Source organism: Flavobacterium pallidum, from assembly GCF_003097535.1.
Lineage (GTDB): Bacteria > Bacteroidota > Bacteroidia > Flavobacteriales > Flavobacteriaceae > Flavobacterium > Flavobacterium pallidum.
In genome coordinates this window covers 2143946-2162130 of sequence record NZ_CP029187.1, presented here as the reverse complement: position 1 = coordinate 2162130, position 18185 = coordinate 2143946, and the positions used below count along the sequence as shown (strand labels likewise).

The following is an 18185-nucleotide window of genomic DNA, read 5'->3' as shown; positions in this document are numbered from 1 at the left end:
TTATGCCCAACACTAATAATCTTTCGGACTTTCGGACTTTCGGACTTTCGGACTTTACCCCTAACCAACTCGGTTTCCACTTCCCTGCCGAATTCGAAAAGCAAGACGCACTCTGGCTTTCATGGCCTCATAAAGAAGCATCCTGGCCGGGGAAAATCCACCTGATCTACAATTCTTATTGTGAATTTATCCTTCGTGTAGCTTCGCATCAAAGGGTCTGCATCAATGTGGCCGACCAGGCGATGAAGGATTTTGCCGTGAATGCCATCCGCAATTCCGCTTATGGGAAACATGTTGCCGTAGAAAATCTTTTTGCAAACATTTATTTCTATTTCCATCCTACCAATGATGCGTGGTGCCGTGATCATGGCCCCGCTTTTCTGGTAAACCGCGAAACAAAAAAGAAAGCCATTGTAGACTGGGGTTATAATGCCTGGGGCGACAAATACCCGCCTTACGATCTGGATGACAATATCCCAACATTGATCGCTAAGGAGCTGAATCTTCCCGTTTTTTATCCTGAAATCGTGATGGAAGGTGGCAGCGTGGAATTCAACGGAAAAGGTACGTTGCTTACGACGACCGCCTGCCTTTTGAACGAAAACCGCAATCCGCATTTAAGCCAAAACCAGATTGAAAAATACCTGTCCGATTATTATGGCGTAAACCATATCCTATGGCTCGGCGACGGTATTGTAGGCGATGATACTGACGGCCACATCGATGACATCACGCGATTTGTCAATGAAGATACTGTGGTTACGGTTGTTGAGGAAAATAAGAACGATGAGAATTACGGATTGCTGCAGGAAAACCTGCACATGCTGAAAGGCATGCGACTCGAAAACGGAAAACAACTCAATATCATTGAACTCCCCATGCCAAAAGCGATCATTTACGAAGACCAGAGATTGCCGGCATCCTACGCAAACTTTTATATTTCAAATGAAAATGTGATTGTCCCGATTTTCAATGATGATAAAAACGACAGCAAAGCGCTGGACATCCTTCAGGATTGTTTCAAAGACAGAAAAGTGGTGGGGATAGATTCCGTGGATTTAATCTGGGGATTGGGAAGTTTCCATTGCCTGAGCCAGCAGGAGCCTGCTGTTTAAAGTTATGGCGCCCCCTGCGGGCCGGGCTCTTCGCGGTGCGCGGCACCTTGCTTCGATCCCTGGCGCAGCGGCTCGTTCCCATAACGTTTCGTGACCTATTCTGCAAATTTCACCAAATCTTCCGCATGGATGTTTTCATGCGACGCGTCATAAACGGCCTTCCCGTCCTTAATCACCAAAACCTGCGGTGATTGGTGCGCTACGCCAAACCGTACCGAAATTTCATTTGAAATCGCCCGATACGCCAGCAAATCCAGGAAATACAGCTTCATTTTGTCGGCGGGGATATTGTAGGATCTCTCAAACTGCCTTAACGAAAAACTGCTGATATTACAGCGCGTACTGTGCTTGAATATCGTTACCGGTATTGTAAAAGACACCTCCGTCAAGTTTTCCAGCTGATTCATATCTTCCAGGTGTTCCCAATTTTCTGTTTGTGATTTTTCCGCCTTAGCCTTACTCCCGAATATGCTGTTGATGATGCTCATATTTGTCATATTTTAAGACAATTTGTCTTTATTTACAGGGCTTCGCGCGACATTTTGTCTGTAAGTTCCAAATGGACTATAATTTGCGTAACCCAGCCAAAGTTAAGTAAACAATATTAAAATCATACGCCGTTTAAGGTTTCCTTAAGGCAAAAATAAAAAATATGAACATCAATAAATTTACAATCAAATCGCAGGAGGCTATCCAGAAGGCACAGCAGCTTGCACAGGGCTACGGCCACCAGCAAATCGAAAATGAGCATTTGATGAAGGCGATTTTTGAAGTCGATGAAAATGTAGCACCTTTTCTTCTTAAGAAATTAAATGTCAACGTTCCTTTATTCACGCAGGTGATCGACAGTACGCTGCAGAGCTTTGCCAAAGTTTCCGGAAGTGACATCATGCTTTCCCGCTTTACCGGCACTACTTTGAACGAAGCCGAAATCATCGCCGGGAAAATGAACGACGAATTCGTATCGATTGAGCATCTTTTACTGGCCATTTTCAATTCCAAAAGCAAAGTCGCGCAGATCCTCAAAGATCAGGGCGTGACAGAAAAAGGACTGAAAGCCGCTATCGATGAATTGCGCAAAGGCGAAAGGGTGACTTCCGCTTCCGCAGAAGAGACGTACAATTCCTTAAACAAATACGCCAAAAACCTTAATGAGCTCGCTGCAAATGGCAAACTCGACCCGGTTATCGGGCGCGATGAGGAGATACGCCGCGTGCTGCAAATTCTGACCCGCCGCACCAAAAACAACCCGATGCTGATCGGAGAACCAGGTGTGGGTAAAACTGCCATTGCCGAAGGTTTGGCGCACAGGATCGTCGACGGCGATGTACCCGAAAACCTGAAAGACAAAATTGTCTTTTCATTGGATATGGGCGCATTGATTGCCGGAGCCAAGTTTAAAGGTGAATTTGAAGAAAGGTTAAAGTCTGTCGTAAAAGAAGTCACTGCGGCTGAAGGCGACATCGTATTATTCATTGACGAAATCCACACACTTGTAGGAGCCGGCGGTGGTGAAGGCGCCATGGATGCCGCAAACATCCTGAAACCGGCATTGGCGAGAGGAGAATTGCGTGCTATCGGGGCGACGACTTTAGATGAATACCAGAAATATTTCGAAAAAGACAAAGCACTGGAGCGTCGTTTCCAAAAGGTTTTGATTGATGAACCGGATACCGAAAGTGCCATTTCCATCCTGCGTGGCATCAAGGAAAAATACGAAACACACCATAAGGTCCAGATCAAAGACGAAGCGATTATCGCCGCAGTCGAATTGTCGCAGCGTTACATCACCAACCGTTTCCTTCCGGACAAGGCGATCGATCTGATGGACGAAGCGGCTTCGAAATTGCGTATGGAAATCAATTCAAAACCCGAAGAACTCGATGTCCTGGACCGGAAAATCATGCAGCTTGAAATCGAAATCGAAGCCATCAAGCGTGAGAATGATGAGAGCAAGCTTAAAGGCCTCGGCATGGAACTGGCAAACCTCAAAGAAGACCGCAACGAGATTTTTGCCAAATGGAAATCAGAAAAAGATGTAGTCGACAGCATCCAGACAGTCAAAACTGAGATTGAGGATTTCAAATACGAAGCCGAGCGTGCCGAACGCGATGGCGATTACGGAAAAGTAGCCGAAATACGTTACGGGAAAATCAAGGATGCGCAGGCAAGGCTTGAGGAATTACAAAATCAATTGACTGAAAACCAAAACGGCGGCACTTCATTAATTAAAGAAGAAGTCACACGCGAAGACATCGCCGAAGTAGTAGCCAAATGGACCGGAATTCCGGTAATGAAAATGCTGCAGGGCGAACGCGAAAAGCTACTGGTGCTGGAAGAAGAACTGCACAAACGCGTGGTCGGGCAGGAAGAAGCGATCGAAGCCGTCAGCGATGCCGTACGCCGGAGCCGCGCCGGATTACAGGATGTGAAGAAACCCATCGGGACTTTCCTGTTCCTGGGCACGACGGGTGTCGGAAAAACGGAATTGGCAAAAGCGCTGGCAACATACCTTTTTGATGATGAAAGTGCCATGACGAGGATTGATATGAGCGAATACCAGGAACGCCACAGCGTAAGCCGTTTGGTTGGGGCACCTCCGGGATATGTCGGATATGATGAAGGCGGGCAATTAACAGAAGCTGTGAGAAGAAAACCTTATTCGGTAGTGCTTTTAGACGAAATTGAAAAGGCACATCCGGATACGTTCAACATCCTGCTGCAGGTTTTGGATGAAGGGAGGTTGACCGACAACAAAGGCCGTCTTGCCGATTTCCGCAATACCATCATCATCATGACCTCGAATATGGGAAGCGAGATCATCCAGGAAAAGTTTTCGAATCTAAAAGGCAGCGTCGAAGCCGCTACCGAATTGGCGAAAAATGAAGTCCTTGGCTTACTGAAACAAACCGTACGCCCTGAATTCATCAACCGTATAGACGATATTGTGATGTTTACGCCATTGACGGAAAACAACATCCGCGACATCGTGGGCATCCAATTGAAAGGCATCACCAAAATGCTTGCACAGCAAAACATCACGCTGGATGCCACGCCGGAAGCGGTAGCTTACCTTGCGCAAAAGGGTTATGACCCTCATTTCGGGGCAAGGCCTGTAAAACGTGTGGTACAGAAAGAAGTCTTGAACGAACTCTCAAAAGAAATCCTTTCGGGGAAAGTCAATACGGAAAGCATCATCCTGCTCGACAGTTTTGATGGGAAACTGGTCTTCAGGCAGGGATAAACCTTAATGGCAATATTTCAGGAAAAGCTGGATGGCAAGTGCTGTCCGGCTTTTTTCATATACACCTTGAAATTTTGATATTTTTTCAAAAAATTGCTATCCTCATAGTGGCTAACTTTAAGCTTCAAAAAATTTAAATATAAACGTTATGAGTAAGAGAATTGCCATTCTGGCTACACACGGATTTGAGGAAAGCGAATTGCAATCGCCTAAGGAACATTTGGAAGCGCAGGGCTGGACTGCTGAAATCGTAAGTCCGAAATCAGGATCGATCAAAGCCTGGTCCGGTAAGGATTGGGGTAAAGAATACACAGTTGATATTGTTTTGGACGACGCTTCCGCAGATGATTATGACGCATTAGTGTTGCCTGGAGGCGTATTGAATCCGGATCAGCTCCGAACCAATGACAAAGCGATCAACTTTGTAAAATCTTTCTTCGTGGCCGGAAAACCTGTAGCTGCGATTTGCCACGGTCCGCAGACACTGATTAACGCAGAAGTCGTCAAAGGACGTAAAATGACATCTGTAAAAGCCGTCAGCATCGACCTGATCAACGCCGGTGCGATATGGTCTGATGAAGAAGTCGTTACCGATAAGGGACTCGTGACCAGCCGCACTCCTGAAGACCTGCCCGCATTCAATAAAAAAATGGTGGAAGAAATCCGCGAAGGGCTGCATACAGTGGCCAACCTGTAAAAAAAAACTCCGGATCGTTCCGGAGTTTTTTTTTAAAACCTATTTTTCTTTTGTAAAAAGGAAATCAAAACCACTGGCCCTAAAATGAAGTTCGGCACCATCACCACTGAATTCAAGTTCCAATTCTCCCTCTATCGAAAATTTATTGCCGCCTTCATTCGTCAGCGATATGGGGCCTTCCCCGTCAATGGTGGCTGTCAATTCACCATTTTCGGATGAAAATTCGATTTTTGTCGGAATGGTTTTACTGGAATACTTACCTTCGAAGTTTTTCAATGACGGTGCGGTTGCTGTATTAGCCTGTCCGTCTTTGGATGGCGCAGACCAGCTGTTGTTGCTATTGTCGCTGTCCGGGAAAACATCATCGGGATCCAATGTTACTTTAACGATTTCCTCGTCTGTATCCGCCTTAAAGGACCAGGTGGTGTTGCGTTGCCATATTTCCACCGGGAGGCTGATCCTTTTCGTTTTTCCGCTGGCCATTTTGACGTCCATTACAACAGGCATGGCCATTTTCTGTTTGTTTTCCAAAGAAATGATGGCGCCGTTTTTCGGATCATTTTTCACATATTTTACTCCGGTAACGCCTTGATCAAGCTTCCAGTTGTTCAGAAACCATCCACGCCAGAACCAGTTTAGGTCTTCTCCGGCGACGTTTTCCATTGTCCTGAAGAAATCATCCGGCGCCGGGTGCTTGAATGCCCACCGCTCGACATAAGCCCTGAAGGCACGGTCGAATCTTTCCTTGCCCAAAACCTGTTCACGCAACATGATTAATCCTGCAGAGGGTTTGAAGTAGGCCAATGTACCGAGGTTATTTTCCTTCAGTCCGTCGGGAGCAGTCATGATCGATTCAAGTCCGGGAGCAGAAAGCATTTTACCCATAACATCCATGCCCATTTCAAACGATTTGTATTCGCCGTTATTGAAATCCTTGGCACTGATCGAATTGATGAATGTGTTGAAGCCTTCATCCATCCAGGCGAACAGCCTTTCGTTTGACCCTACGATCATAGGAAACCAACTGTGGCCGAATTCGTGGTCGGTGACTTCCCAGAGTCCGTCCGACTGCGATTTATAATCACAGAAAACAATGCCGGGATATTCCATTCCGCCCGTAATTCCTGCAACATTCGTTGCAGCAGGATAAGGGAACTGGAACCATCTTTTGGAATAATTCTCGATACAGGCCTTGGTATATTCAGTCGATCTTCCCCAGGCTTTCTGGCCGTCGCTTTCCTTGGGGTAGGCTGAAATAGCCAACGATTTTTTCCCATCCGGGAGGTTAATCCTCGCCGCATCAATAATGAATGAAGCTGAGGAAGCCCATGCCACATCGCGTGAATTCTTAATGGCGAAATGCCATGTCAATGCCGGTTTTCCGGCAGGTCTCGACCCCGGATCGGTCACTTCTTCCGCAGAACGGATGATAACGGTTTTATCGCTTTGTGCCGCAGCAGCCCATCTTTTCTGCTGTTCTGCAGTATAAACTTCTTTTGGATTCAGCAACTCCCCCGAACATACTACGATATGGTTTGAAGGCGCTGTAATCATGACATCAAAATCGCCGTATTCAAGGTAAAATTCCCCTGCGCCCTGGTAAGGCAAGGTGTTCCAGCCGCGCAGGTCGTCATAAACACACATCCGCGGATACCATTGCGCCACTTCGAAGATTTTTCCGTTTTTAGTATCCTGTATGCCCATACGGTCAGAACCGAAAATCGGGGAAATAAACGAAAATTCAATTTTGAGTTTTATCGTGCCACCGTTCGCAGCAACTGCTTTGGGCAGAAAGATTTGCATGCGCGTGTCATTGATTTCGAATGGCAATTCTTTTTCAGATGTTACACCTTTTACGGTAGTGAGCAATTTCACCGACTTGATTTTATGGCCTCCGTCGAAAACCTGCCCGTCAGCACCATTGCGGCTGCCTTTCACAGGGATTACGGCATTCCCGCGGGAATCGGCCCTGAATAAATTCTGGTCGACATTGAGCCACAGGAAATCCAGCTTATCAGGACTGTTGTTGGTATATGTAAGGATTTCGGACCCGCTGATTTCGCTCTTGCTTTCATCCAGTGAAGCCGTAAGCTTGTAGTCTGCGCGGTTCTGCCAATATTTCGGCCCGGGCTGGCCGCTTGCCGATCGGGTTTCAGTAGCGTTCGAAGTATAAAATCCGGGGCTGAATGCTGCCTGGTAATCATAAATGCTTTCGGTTTGTGCGGCAACAGGATGGACGGCAAAAAATAAAGCCGTAAGCAGAGCGGCTTTTAAGACGATCTTTTTCATTTTTAACATATTTCGGCAACAAATAAAAGAAAAAAAGCAATAGGGAATTGCAAAGACTTTGCCAATTAATTTATAATCATCGGCTATAAAAAATAATGCCCGATTTGATTAGATTTGTGTAAACCAAAAAAAACGCACCTTGACCACATCCATTTCAAATGGCGCAACGACAGCCACGATCCACCATAAAGGTGCTGAACTTATTTCGCTGGAGTCTTACGGCCGGGAATACATCTGGGAAGGCCGTCCTGATTTCTGGGGAAAGCATTCGCCTGTACTTTTTCCAATTGTTGGCACGTTGAAAAACAATACATACACCTTCAACGGTAATGAATATTGCATGTCAAGGCATGGTTTTGCCCGCGATATGGTATTTTCATTGGAACAAAAAACTGAAACTGTGGCCGTTTTCCTGCTGCAACATGATGAAAACACCCTGAAAATATATCCGTTTGAATTTGCGTTCCGGATCATTTATACAATTTCCGAAAACCAGCTTGAAATTGCTTACCGCGTTTCGAATCTGGGAAACGGCACACAATATTTTTCTTTGGGTGCCCATCCTGCTTTTGCGCTGCCTGAAGCATTTGGTAAATATACTTTGGAAATCAATGTTGTTGAACCTTTGCTTACAAACCTTCTTGAAAATGACCTGCTTTCCGACACCACCGTGTCGATTGGATTAACAGATGGAAAACTCGCACTGGATTACACTTTATTTGAAAAAGATGCGTTGATTTTCCGGGATGCTGCATTTCATTCGGTGACGATTCTGGAAAACCAAAAACCTTTGCTCAAAGTAGATTTTGAAGATTTTCCTGATTTGGGATTGTGGACCAAAATCAATGCGCCGTTTTTATGCATTGAACCGTGGTTTGGTTATTCTGATGTGGTGGACACCAATCAGAAATTCGAAGAAAAACACGGAATTATTTTGCTTAAGCCAACTGAAAATTTCAATGCCAAATTTAAAATCACCTTATGTAATGCTTGAATTTAACTTTTCCCCATTTCCCGTACTGGAAAGCCACAGGCTCCTGTTGCGAAGGCTGACTGCCGATGATGTCGAACAGGTATACAGGCTGCGGTCGGATCCTGAAACGATGAAATACATTCCGCGTCCGTTAGTCACCGACCATCAGGGTGCTATGGACCACATCAACCTCATCAATGAAAAGATTGACACAAACGAAGCGATAAACTGGGCGATTACGCTGAAAGGCGATTCTGGTTTCATCGGAATCATAGGGTTTTACCGTACCCGGAAGGAAAATTTCCGTTCTGAAATCGGGTATATGATCTTGCCTGAATACAGTGGGAAAGGAATTACCTCTGAAGCCGTGAACCGCGTACTTCAATACGGATTTGAAGTTTTGAATTTCCATTCCGCAGAAGCTGTGATTGCTCCTGAAAATGAAGCTTCGGAAAGGGTTTTGCAAAAGAATGGCTTCGTTAAGGAGGGCCATTTCATCGAAAATGAATACTACAACGGGAAATTCCTGGACACCGTAATTTACTCTTTGCTGAAAAGGAATTATAAAAACACCGCTTTCCCGATGTGAACACTCCGCAATACAAATGGCTCAGCGACAACCTCAGGGCATTTACTTTTGTTAATGTGCTGATTGTCATTACAGCCATGTATTTCATATTAAAAATATATTAAAAAATGGAAAGGAATTGCGGAATGTTGATGTATTTACGCAACCTTTGCCCGAGAAAAGTATCCATAAAAAAATTTACAATTATGAAACTATTAAAAAAATCATTCATAGCAAAAATCATTATCCTATCAATATTTGGCCTGACATTTAGCAGTTGTCTGGGTGATAATGAGACCGAAGTGGAATGCTATGACTCGCTCTACATTGGCGTAAAAGATGTTACAGGTCCCGTTACAGCCTCAATAAATGAATCCATCACTTTTAACGTATTTTTTGAAGTGGAAAGCACTTGTGGTAGTTTTCAGGGATTTTACGAAGAAGCCACCGGCACGAATGAAAAAACGATAGCTGTGCAGGCAAAATATTTAGGCTGCAACTGTACTATAGGCACGGTTACGAGAATTGCTCCCTATACTTTCAAGGCTTTAGCAACAGGAACTTATACTTTAAAGTTCAAGATAACAAACACGTCATTTAAAACAATTACCGTAGTAGTGAGCTAAAATCACTTTGGCAATTTCGGCAATGTCCTGATATAAAGTTCTTCCACTTTCCTGCGTGCCCACGGCGTTCTACGCAGGAAAGTAAGGCTAGATTTAATACTCGGGTTCAGGTTAAAGCATTTAATCGGAATCAACTCCCCTAAAGTATCAAATCCGTAATATTCCACCAGTTTCTCTAAAATCTGCTGAAGCGTGATGCCGTGTAGCGGATCTTTATGCGGTTTTTCTTCCATAGCCCAAATGTATAAAAAAATTGCCTGCTGCCTTTTTAGTCCCTATCTTTGCAGGCCATGTTAAAAACTGTAAACATACTCAACAAGCGCGCCCGTTTCGATTACGAGATCATCGAGACGTATACTGCCGGTATTGTGCTTACCGGGACGGAAATCAAATCAATCCGCCTTGGTAAGGCCAACATCACTGAAAGCTTCTGCGAATTCAACAACAACGAATTGTTTGCCATCAATACTTACATTGAAGAATATACTTTCGGAAACCAATTCAACCACAGTGCACGCAGCGAACGCAAATTGCTGCTCAACAGGCGCGAACTCAAAAGCCTCGAACGGAGCGTGCAGGCAAAAGGGCTCACCATTGTCCCATTGAAATTATTCACCAACGAAAAAGGGATTGCGAAACTCGACATCGGTTTGTGCCGTGGTAAAAAGACTTACGACAAGCGCGAAACTTTAAAGGAAAGCGATACCAAAAGGGATCTGGACCGGATCAAGAAGGCATTTAATAATTAATTTACCTGCTTTTATTTACCACTAATTTTTGTTCTCTAATAAAGGCACGAAACGGAATTCCCCAAACTCATGCTTCTCAAACTGCGTTTCATTCTTACGGATCAGCAGCGTCATAATCTGCTGTTCTTCTCCGAGCGGAATTACGAGCCTTCCTCCTACCTTCAATTGTGCCATCAATGGTTTTGGGATCATCGGCGCACCGGCAGTGACAATAATGCTGTCAAATGGCGCATGGTTCGGCAGTCCTTTATAACCATCCCCGAACGACAAATGTTTTGGGCGTATACCTAATTTAGGCAATAAAACAGTGGTTTGCTTGAACAATTCATTCTGCCGTTCCACACTGTACACCTTGGCACCCATAGCACACAAAACTGCAGTCTGATACCCGGATCCGGTACCTATTTCCAATATCTTATGGTCTTTTTTCACCTCGAGCAACTGGCTCTGGAATGCCACGGTATATGGCTGCGAAATCGTCTGCCCGGCACCAATCGGGAACGCCTTGTCCTGGTAGGCATAATCCTCAAAACCGGAATTCAGGAATAAATGCCTCGGAATCTTTTTTATCGCTTCGAGTACATTTTTATTGGTAATGCCTTTCTGCTCCAATACGGCAGCAAGCTGGTTACGCAATCCCTGGTGTTTGGCAGTGTCTTTCAATGGGGAGAAGTGTTTTAGTGCTGTAAAAATAATAAAGTAAAAAGTATTTTGCAGGATTTGTTTTTTTAAAATATTGGCTATGGCCGTTCAGGAAGTATTGTGATCAGCGCGTAATTTTTTAATCATTTTCAGAATATCAAGCAAATAATCTTATTTTTGTTGACCCGGTGCCATAAGGCGAAACCGTATGAAATAAAATTATGCTGATATGTTAAAAGTAGGCGTTTTAGGCGCGGGCCATCTCGGAAAGATACACCTGCGTTTATTGCAACAATCTGAAAAATATGAACTCGTTGGTTTTTACGATGAGAACCATGAGAATGGCGAGAAAATCGCAAAGGAATTCGGCTATAAGCAGTTTGATACCATCGCAAAACTGATTCACGCCGTAGACGTCATTGACATCGTAACCCCTACCCTTTCCCATTATAAATGCGCCAAAGTCGCCATCAAATCCGGCAAACACGTGTTTATTGAAAAACCGATTTCAAACAGTGTAGAAGAGGCTGAGGAAATCATCGCTTTGGCAAAAGAATATAACGTAAAAGGCCAGGTGGGCCATGTCGAGCGGTTCAACCCCGCTTTCATCGCTACCAAAGACCTGATTGAAAACCCGATGTTTATTGAAACGCACCGCCTTGCCGAATTCAATCCGCGTGGTACTGATGTGCCCGTAGTTTTGGATTTGATGATCCACGACATCGATGTAATCCTGAGTGTAGTGAAATCAAAGGTAAAAAGCGTCAATGCCAGCGGTGTTTCGATCCTGAGTGAAACGCCTGACATTGCCAATGCGCGTATCGAATTTGAGAACGGCTGCGTGGCAAACCTAACATCAAGCAGGATTTCACTGAAGAATATGCGTAAAACACGCTTCTTCCAGAAAGATGCCTACATCTCGGTGGATTTCCTGGAAAAGAAATGCGAAGTGGTAAAAATGAAGGATGCACCTGAAAACCCGGGGGATTTTGATATGATTTTACAGAATGCGGAAGGGGTCAAAAAGCAGATCTATTTCGCCAATCCCGATGTCTCGCAAAACAACGCCATCCTTGATGAACTTGATACTTTCGCGGATGCCATCAATAGCAACGGAACTCCCGTTGTAACCCTTGAAGACGGTACGGAAGCTTTGCGCGTCGCTTACCAGATCATTGAAAGCTCAAAAAAATAAATTTAATTTCAAATTGTGAATTTCACATTCGTAATTCCTAATTCTTAATTCTTAATTCTTAATGAAGAACATAGCCGTAATCGGAGCCGGGACCATGGGGAACGGTATCGCCCATACATTTGCACAAAGCGGATTCACTGTAAAACTGATAGACGTATCCGAAAAATCATTGGATAAAGGCATGGCCACCATCGCTGCAAACCTTGACCGTATGGTTGCAAAAGGAGCCATTTCTGAAGAAGACAAACACAAAACCATTGGCAACATCATTACTTACACTGACGTTAAAGACGGTGTTACCGGAGTGGATCTGGTCGTGGAAGCAGCAACGGAAAATGTAGAATTGAAACTGAATATCTTCCGGCAGCTTAATGAGGCGTGTGCCCACAACACTATTTTGGCTACAAACACTTCTTCGATTTCGATCACACAAATTGGTGCTGTGGTTGCGCATCCTGAGCGTGTCATCGGGATGCACTTCATGAACCCGGTGCCGATTATGAAACTGGTCGAAATCATCCGTGGATATAATACTTCAGATGAAGTGACGAAAACCATCATGGATTTATCGGTACAACTGGGCAAAGTTCCGGTAGAAGTAAACGATTACCCGGGATTTGTCGCCAACCGCATCCTGATGCCGATGATCAATGAATCGATTGAAACATTATACAACGGCGTGGCCGGTGTTTACGAAATTGATACTGTAATGAAACTCGGAATGGCGCACCCAATGGGACCACTGCAACTCGCCGATTTCATCGGATTGGATGTTTGCCTTGCCATCCTTCACGTCATGTACGACGGATTTAAGAATCCTAAATATGCACCTTGCCCGTTGTTGGTCAATATGGTACGCGCCGGAAAACTGGGCGTAAAATCCGGAGAAGGTTTCTATGATTATTCTGAAAGTAAAAAAGCAGAAAAAGTCGCGAAGCAATTCCTTTAATTAATAACGAAACACTATTGTTTTACTTAATTATTAATTACTAACCATTCATTGCAATGGCCAAAATCATCCCTTTCCACGCCGTTCGCCCTGCCGCCGATAAGGTGAGCCTCGTAACGTCGCGCTCCTATGAGGAATATTCCGCGGCTGAACTGGCGTCGCAACTGGATTTCAACCCGTTTTCATTCCTTCATATCCTGAATCCTGCTTATATGAACCAGCAGAAGGCGGGATTGGAAAAGCGGTTTAAGCTCGTCGCACAGAAATACAGGGACTTTAAGTCGGAAGAAATATTGATCCGCGAAGAAAAACCCGTGATGTTCTTATACCACATTCATTCGAAAACAAGAGATTTCATTGGGATTATTGCTGGGACTTCGATTCAGGATTACCAGTCGGATGTGATTAAAAAACACGAAGACACGTTGCAATACCGCGTAGAATTATTTAAAGATTACCTGCACCAGACCGGTTTCAATACGGAGCCGGTATTGATTACCTATCCCGATGATGAAGTATTAAACCAATGGATTGGGTTGAAAAGGCAAAGCAATCCATTGTATGAATTCTCTACTACAAAAAAGGAAAAGCATACGCTTTGGAAAATCGATTCGGATGAAGACCTTGCGTTTCTTGAGAAGCAGTTTGACGCTATCGGGAATGTATATATTGCTGATGGCCATCATCGTTCCGCTTCCGCAGAATTGCTTTACGAAGAAGACAAAGGCACCGGAAACGACCACCTGAATTATTTCATGAGCTTCCTGATTGCCGAAAGCAACGTCAGGATTTATGAATACAACCGCATTATCCGTGACCTGAATGGCTTGTCGAAAACAGATTTCCTTGAGGCATTGGGGAATCATTTCTGGGTAAAAAACAAAGAGCAGGAATTGTGGAAACCGGAAAGGAAATTCCAGTTCGGGATGTACCTCGACGGCGAATTTTATGCGCTGCAGCTTAAGGATGAAAACAGCTTCACTTCGATTGCTGACCGGCTTGATGCGCAGATTTTATACGATAAGGTATTGCACCCGATTTTAGGCATTACCGATTTACGAAATGACGAACGCATCGATTATATTCCCGGAAATCAATCCATCACGACAATTAAAGAAGTGGTCGATGAAGGGGATTTTGAAATCGGGTTTATGTTGTTCCCAACCGAAATATCGGAGATAAAATCATTGGCAGACAACAAGCTGATCATGCCTCCGAAAAGTACTTATATCGAACCTAAATTCCGCAGTGGACTTGTAGTTTACGAAATTTAAATCCTTAAAATGTCAATAGCCGATAACCTCAGTTCGATAAAAGCCGGTTTGCCTTCGAAGGTCACGCTCGTTGCGGTTTCCAAAACCAAGCCGGTCAGTGAATTGATGGAAGCTTATGAAGCCGGACAACGCCTCTTCGGGGAGAACAAAATCCAGGAAATGGCGGAGAAGCATGATGCCATGCCAAAGGACATCGAATGGCATATGATTGGGCATGTGCAAACGAATAAGGTGAAATACATGGCTTCGTTCGTCAATTTAGTTCATGGCGTAGACAGCTTTAAATTATTGGAAGAAATCAACAAGCAGGCAAAGAAGAACAACCGTGTTATCGATTGCCTTTTACAGGTTCATATTGCTGAGGAAGAAACTAAATTCGGGCTTGACGAACCGGAACTTGAAACATTGCTGGCATCTGAAAGCTTAAAATCTTTGCAGAACATTTGCATCAAAGGCTTGATGGGCATGGCTACATTTACTGAAAATGAAAGCCAGATCCGCAAGGAATTCTCTTTTTTAAAATCCCTTTTCGACAAATATTCCAAATTCCAAATTCTTAATTCTAAATTCTCAATTCTCTCCATGGGCATGTCCGGTGATTATAAAACCGCAATCGAATGCGGGAGTACGATGGTTCGGATTGGAAGTAGTATATTTGGAGGGAGATAAAGTTGGCAGTCACAGTGAGCGGTTGGCAGTTAACATCTATAATAAACAATAATTTAAAGTGAACAGGTCCCTGCATACTGTTTACAGCGACTGCAAACTGAAAGATGTACGCAATACTTGACATAGAAACCACCGGCGGCCAATACAACGAAGAGGGCATTACTGAAATTGCCATCTATCGGCATGACGGGCATGAGGTGGTGGACCAGTTTATCAGCCTGGTGAATCCGGAAATCCCTATCCAGCCTTTTGTAGTGAAATTGACGGGCATCAATAATGCCATGCTGAAATCGGCACCGAAGTTTTTTGAAGTGGCAAAGCGTATTATTGAAATTACGCAGGATTGTATCATTGTGGCACACAATGCGTCATTCGATTACAGGATTTTGCGTACTGAATTCAGGAGGTTGGGTTATAATTATGAAGCATCAACACTTTGTACCGTCGAACTTGCACAAAAACTCATTCCTGATCAACCGTCATACAGCCTTGGAAAACTGGTGCGTGCACTGGGAATCCCGATGGCAGACAGGCATCGTGCAAACGGCGATGCGATGGCGACGGTAAAACTGTTCAAGATGCTTTTGGATAAGGATCTCGAAAAAACCATCCTGACCGAATTGGTCAAATCTGAAATCATAAAAGGTATTGCCCCGAAATTGTACGATATCGTGGAAAGCCTGCCTTCAAAAACCGGGATTTACTACATACATCGCGAAGACGGCACCATTATTTACATTGGCAAAAGCAGGAATATCAGAAAGCGCGTAAACCAGCATTTCACGGGTACGACAGCAAAATGCAAGAAGATACAGCACGAAGCGTTTACAGTGACTTTCGAACTTACCGGAAGCGAATTGATTGCACTGCTGAAGGAAAGCGAAGAAATAAAAGTCAACAAACCCATCTACAACCGGGCCCAGAAGAAAACCATTTTCCCATGGGCATTATATACTGAAACAGACCCATCGGGTTATTCTTGTCTGAAACTTCTGAAAACTGACCGCAGGAAAAAGGAAATCATCTCCTATACTTCGTTACAGGAAGGCCGGAATGCATTTTTCAGGATCAGTGCACAATACAATATGTGCCAGAAACTCAATGGGCTTTACCAGTCGGACAAGGAATGTTTTCAATATAAGATCAAGGAATGTGACGGCGCCTGTATCGGGGAAATTCCGGTTGAAGAGTACAATGCCCGCATCACCGAATTCATAGAGAAAACCCTTTTTGAACATAAAAGCATGATGATTATTGACCGCGGCCGAACGATAAACGAGCGAAGCGCGGTATTGATTGAAGACGGTGTGTATAAAGGCTATGCTTTTTATGACTTGAACTACCAGGTAAACAACATCAGTATTTTGAAAAATATTCTGGTTTCGATGCCGAATAACCGTGATACCAGGCACATTATCCAAAAACACATCCAAAGGAGCCGCAACCTTAAAATCGTCAATTTTTAGAAGATGCCAAAGTTCCTGATCACCATCGTGGGACCTACCGCTATTGGCAAAACCGCTATGGCAATTCACGTTGCAAAGCATTTCAATTGCGATATCATTTCTTGTGATTCCAGGCAGTTTTTTAAGGAAATGACCATTGGGACTGCCGTGCCGAGCGACACGGAATTACAATCAGCGACGCACCATTTCATTCACAACAAGTCCATTTTTGACGAATATAACGTTGGCGATTTTGAGAAAGAAGCCATTACGAAACTTGAAGGATTATTTCTTGAAAATGATTTTGTAGTGATGACTGGCGGTTCCGGGTTATATGTCGATGCGGTATTGAAAGGTTTTGATGATTTTCCTGATGTTGATCCTGAAGTGCGTACCGGAATTGCATCTCAATATGACCAGCATGGGATTTTTTATTTGCAGCACCAATTGCAGCAACTCGATCCTGACTATTTTTCGGTTGTAGATACCGGAAACCCACAACGGATGATGCGGGCTTTGGAAGTTAGTATTGGAACCGGCAAACCGTATTCCTATTTTCTAAAGCAAAAAACCAACCAAAGGAATTTCACCAACGTCATCATCGGGCTTGACGCCGACAGGGAAATCATTTATGACCGGATCAACAGGAGGGTTGACATGATGATCCATGACGGTTTATTGGCAGAAGCCGAAAAACTGTTTACTCATAAAAACCTGAATGCTTTGCAGACGGTGGGTTACCGGGAACTTTTTGACTATTTCGAAGGAAAATACAACCTTGATTTTGCCATTTCAGAAATCAAGAAAAATACACGCCGTTTCGCAAAGCGCCAACTGACGTGGTTTCGCCGGAATGTTGAAACGAAATGGTTTGATTATGAAACAGACCCCAAAGTAATTATTGCGTATATTCAACAACTCGTAATTCATAATCCTAAATGCCGATAGCCGAAGATTTTTCATCAATATACGAACACCAGTGGGAGATTAATTTTTCACAATGCGCCCCGAACGGATTGATGAAATACACCGATTTGTGCAATATATTGCAACTTACTGCAGCATATCATGCAGAAATGGGCGGGATCAGTTTTACAGAAATGCAGGAATTTTCCCAGGCGTGGGTGCTGAGCAGGATGCGTGTTGAGATGTTGCGCCTGCCAAAATGGAAAGAGACCGTGACGGTAAAAACCTGGATTGTTTCGCTTGAAAATTCGAGGTCGGTCAGGGCATTGGAAGTGTACGGCAGTGATGGCAAAAAAATCGTGGGCTGTGAAACGTATTGGGCTGTTTTCAATACCAATATCAGGCGTCCTGAAGCGCTGGCGCTGCCTCATGAACATTACATTAAATATGGGGACATGTTTTCAACCAAAGAGCGCGTCAGGAAAATCATGTTTTTTGAGACTGTCAAAACGGTAAAGAAGCATAAAGTCGTCGTTTCAGACCTGGATATCGTAAACCACGTCAACAATGTAAAATACCTCGAATGGTGCCTGGACACGCTGGATCCGGCCCTATTGCTTTATAGCAGGATTAATGCCTTCGAAATGAATTTTATGAAAGAACTCATGCTTGGCGAAGAAGTGTATATTGAGGAAATGAACACCGAAAGCAACCCGATATTTTCGATTTCGAGGGAAGGAAAATCGTGTTTTGCGCTGGAACTGGAATTGAAGGGATAAACCCTAGCCCTGATGGAGCCGGTATCCTTTTAAGTATTTTGCAGCGCAGCGGAGGAATACTTAAA

The 18185-nt window shown here is 44.1% G+C and carries 18 protein-coding genes; 14 read left to right on the top strand and 4 right to left on the bottom strand.

Annotated elements, in window-relative coordinates; translation table 11 throughout:
• Positions 1–2 precede the first annotated feature (2 nt).
• Positions 3–1115, top strand: a complete 1113-nt coding sequence (locus HYN49_RS08765; RefSeq protein WP_108903763.1) for an agmatine deiminase family protein — start codon at positions 3–5, stop codon at positions 1113–1115.
• 95 nt (positions 1116–1210) lie between these two features.
• On the opposite strand, the gene ytxJ is transcribed toward HYN49_RS08765, so the two are convergent.
• Positions 1211–1603 (bottom strand): bacillithiol system redox-active protein YtxJ, encoded by a 393-nt coding sequence (gene ytxJ, locus HYN49_RS08760; RefSeq protein WP_108903762.1) that lies wholly within the window; start codon positions 1601–1603, stop codon positions 1211–1213.
• Positions 1604–1767: 164 nt separating this feature from the next.
• Here ytxJ and clpB point away from each other — a divergent pair, with 164 nt between their 5' ends.
• Positions 1768–4359 (top strand): ATP-dependent chaperone ClpB, encoded by a 2592-nt coding sequence (gene clpB, locus HYN49_RS08755; protein WP_108903761.1) that lies wholly within the window; start codon positions 1768–1770, stop codon positions 4357–4359.
• A 148-nt stretch (positions 4360–4507) separates the two neighbouring features.
• Entirely contained in the window at positions 4508–5056 is a 549-nt protein-coding gene (locus HYN49_RS08750; RefSeq protein ID WP_108903760.1) for a type 1 glutamine amidotransferase domain-containing protein, read from the top strand.
• A 39-nt stretch (positions 5057–5095) separates the two neighbouring features.
• On the opposite strand, the gene HYN49_RS08745 is transcribed toward HYN49_RS08750, so the two are convergent.
• Complete coding sequence (locus tag HYN49_RS08745) at positions 5096–7345, bottom strand: M1 family metallopeptidase (protein WP_108905005.1); 2250 nt, start codon at positions 7343–7345, stop codon at positions 5096–5098.
• Positions 7346–7484: 139 nt separating this feature from the next.
• Between HYN49_RS08745 and HYN49_RS08740 the strand changes: the two genes are divergently transcribed.
• The 3 genes from HYN49_RS08740 to HYN49_RS08730 all read left to right on the top strand — a co-directional run bounded on the left by HYN49_RS08740 (position 7485) and on the right by HYN49_RS08730 (position 9512).
• Positions 7485–8339: an aldose 1-epimerase family protein gene (locus HYN49_RS08740; RefSeq protein WP_108903759.1), complete on the top strand. Its 855-nt coding sequence runs from the start codon at positions 7485–7487 to the stop codon at positions 8337–8339.
• A complete protein-coding gene (locus HYN49_RS08735) occupies positions 8332–8907 on the top strand; it encodes a GNAT family N-acetyltransferase (protein ID WP_108905004.1) in 576 nt (191 codons plus the stop codon). The genes HYN49_RS08740 and HYN49_RS08735 overlap by 8 nt, the downstream gene beginning before the upstream one ends.
• 185 nt (positions 8908–9092) lie before the next feature.
• The gene (locus HYN49_RS08730) at positions 9093–9512 is read left to right on the top strand and encodes a hypothetical protein (RefSeq protein WP_108903758.1); all 420 of its coding nucleotides are present in this window, start codon (positions 9093–9095) and stop codon (positions 9510–9512) included.
• 2 nt (positions 9513–9514) lie between these two features.
• On the opposite strand, the gene HYN49_RS08725 is transcribed toward HYN49_RS08730, so the two are convergent.
• Positions 9515–9745 carry a VF530 family protein gene (locus HYN49_RS08725; RefSeq protein ID WP_108903757.1) on the bottom strand — a complete coding sequence of 77 codons (231 nt, stop codon included), beginning with the start codon at positions 9743–9745 and terminating at the stop codon, positions 9515–9517.
• 57 nt (positions 9746–9802) lie between these two features.
• On the opposite strand from HYN49_RS08725, the gene smpB reads away from it, so the two are divergent.
• Positions 9803–10261: an SsrA-binding protein SmpB gene (smpB, locus tag HYN49_RS08720; protein ID WP_108903756.1), complete on the top strand. Its 459-nt coding sequence runs from the start codon at positions 9803–9805 to the stop codon at positions 10259–10261.
• Between the two features lie 21 nt (positions 10262–10282).
• On the opposite strand, the gene HYN49_RS08715 is transcribed toward smpB, so the two are convergent.
• A complete protein-coding gene (locus HYN49_RS08715) occupies positions 10283–10924 on the bottom strand; it encodes a protein-L-isoaspartate(D-aspartate) O-methyltransferase (RefSeq protein ID WP_108903755.1) in 642 nt (213 codons plus the stop codon).
• A gap of 208 nt (positions 10925–11132) precedes the next feature.
• On the opposite strand from HYN49_RS08715, the gene HYN49_RS08710 reads away from it, so the two are divergent.
• From HYN49_RS08710 to HYN49_RS08680, 7 genes are all read left to right on the top strand, one after another.
• Positions 11133–12098 carry a Gfo/Idh/MocA family protein gene (locus HYN49_RS08710; RefSeq protein ID WP_108903754.1) on the top strand — a complete coding sequence of 322 codons (966 nt, stop codon included), beginning with the start codon at positions 11133–11135 and terminating at the stop codon, positions 12096–12098.
• A gap of 61 nt (positions 12099–12159) precedes the next feature.
• On the top strand, positions 12160–13047 hold the full coding sequence (locus tag HYN49_RS08705; RefSeq protein WP_108903753.1) for a 3-hydroxyacyl-CoA dehydrogenase family protein: 888 nt from the start codon (positions 12160–12162) through the stop codon (positions 13045–13047).
• 56 nt (positions 13048–13103) lie between these two features.
• A complete protein-coding gene (locus tag HYN49_RS08700; protein WP_108903752.1) occupies positions 13104–14321 on the top strand; it encodes a DUF1015 domain-containing protein in 1218 nt (405 codons plus the stop codon).
• 9 nt (positions 14322–14330) lie between these two features.
• Positions 14331–14990, top strand: coding sequence for a YggS family pyridoxal phosphate-dependent enzyme (locus tag HYN49_RS08695; RefSeq protein WP_108903751.1), 660 nt, complete (start codon positions 14331–14333; stop codon positions 14988–14990).
• 104 nt (positions 14991–15094) lie between these two features.
• Positions 15095–16456, top strand: coding sequence for an exonuclease domain-containing protein (locus HYN49_RS08690; protein ID WP_108903750.1), 1362 nt, complete (start codon positions 15095–15097; stop codon positions 16454–16456).
• Positions 16457–16459: 3 nt separating this feature from the next.
• Complete coding sequence (gene miaA / locus HYN49_RS08685) at positions 16460–17383, top strand: tRNA (adenosine(37)-N6)-dimethylallyltransferase MiaA (RefSeq protein WP_108903749.1); 924 nt, start codon at positions 16460–16462, stop codon at positions 17381–17383.
• Positions 17374–18120, top strand: a complete 747-nt coding sequence (locus HYN49_RS08680) for an acyl-[acyl-carrier-protein] thioesterase (protein WP_108903748.1) — start codon at positions 17374–17376, stop codon at positions 18118–18120. Before miaA ends, HYN49_RS08680 begins: the two co-directional genes overlap by 10 nt.
• Positions 18121–18185 lie beyond the last annotated feature (65 nt).

Coding starts and splice junctions, on each gene's coding strand:
- HYN49_RS08725 (WP_108903757.1), bottom strand. CDS start 9,745: ATGGAAGAAAAACCGCATAAAGATCCGCTACACGGCATCACGCTTCAG.
- HYN49_RS08710 (WP_108903754.1), top strand. CDS start 11,133: ATGTTAAAAGTAGGCGTTTTAGGCGCGGGCCATCTCGGAAAGATACAC.
- miaA (WP_108903749.1), top strand. CDS start 16,460: ATGCCAAAGTTCCTGATCACCATCGTGGGACCTACCGCTATTGGCAAA.
- ytxJ (WP_108903762.1), bottom strand. CDS start 1,603: ATGAGCATCATCAACAGCATATTCGGGAGTAAGGCTAAGGCGGAAAAA.
- clpB (WP_108903761.1), top strand. CDS start 1,768: ATGAACATCAATAAATTTACAATCAAATCGCAGGAGGCTATCCAGAAG.
- HYN49_RS08680 (WP_108903748.1), top strand. CDS start 17,374: ATGCCGATAGCCGAAGATTTTTCATCAATATACGAACACCAGTGGGAG.
- HYN49_RS08730 (WP_108903758.1), top strand. CDS start 9,093: ATGAAACTATTAAAAAAATCATTCATAGCAAAAATCATTATCCTATCA.
- HYN49_RS08705 (WP_108903753.1), top strand. CDS start 12,160: ATGAAGAACATAGCCGTAATCGGAGCCGGGACCATGGGGAACGGTATC.
- HYN49_RS08700 (WP_108903752.1), top strand. CDS start 13,104: ATGGCCAAAATCATCCCTTTCCACGCCGTTCGCCCTGCCGCCGATAAG.
- HYN49_RS08735 (WP_108905004.1), top strand. CDS start 8,332: ATGCTTGAATTTAACTTTTCCCCATTTCCCGTACTGGAAAGCCACAGG.
- smpB (WP_108903756.1), top strand. CDS start 9,803: ATGTTAAAAACTGTAAACATACTCAACAAGCGCGCCCGTTTCGATTAC.
- HYN49_RS08765 (WP_108903763.1), top strand. CDS start 3: ATGCCCAACACTAATAATCTTTCGGACTTTCGGACTTTCGGACTTTCG.
- HYN49_RS08745 (WP_108905005.1), bottom strand. CDS start 7,345: ATGAAAAAGATCGTCTTAAAAGCCGCTCTGCTTACGGCTTTATTTTTT.
- HYN49_RS08695 (WP_108903751.1), top strand. CDS start 14,331: ATGTCAATAGCCGATAACCTCAGTTCGATAAAAGCCGGTTTGCCTTCG.
- HYN49_RS08750 (WP_108903760.1), top strand. CDS start 4,508: ATGAGTAAGAGAATTGCCATTCTGGCTACACACGGATTTGAGGAAAGC.
- HYN49_RS08690 (WP_108903750.1), top strand. CDS start 15,095: ATGTACGCAATACTTGACATAGAAACCACCGGCGGCCAATACAACGAA.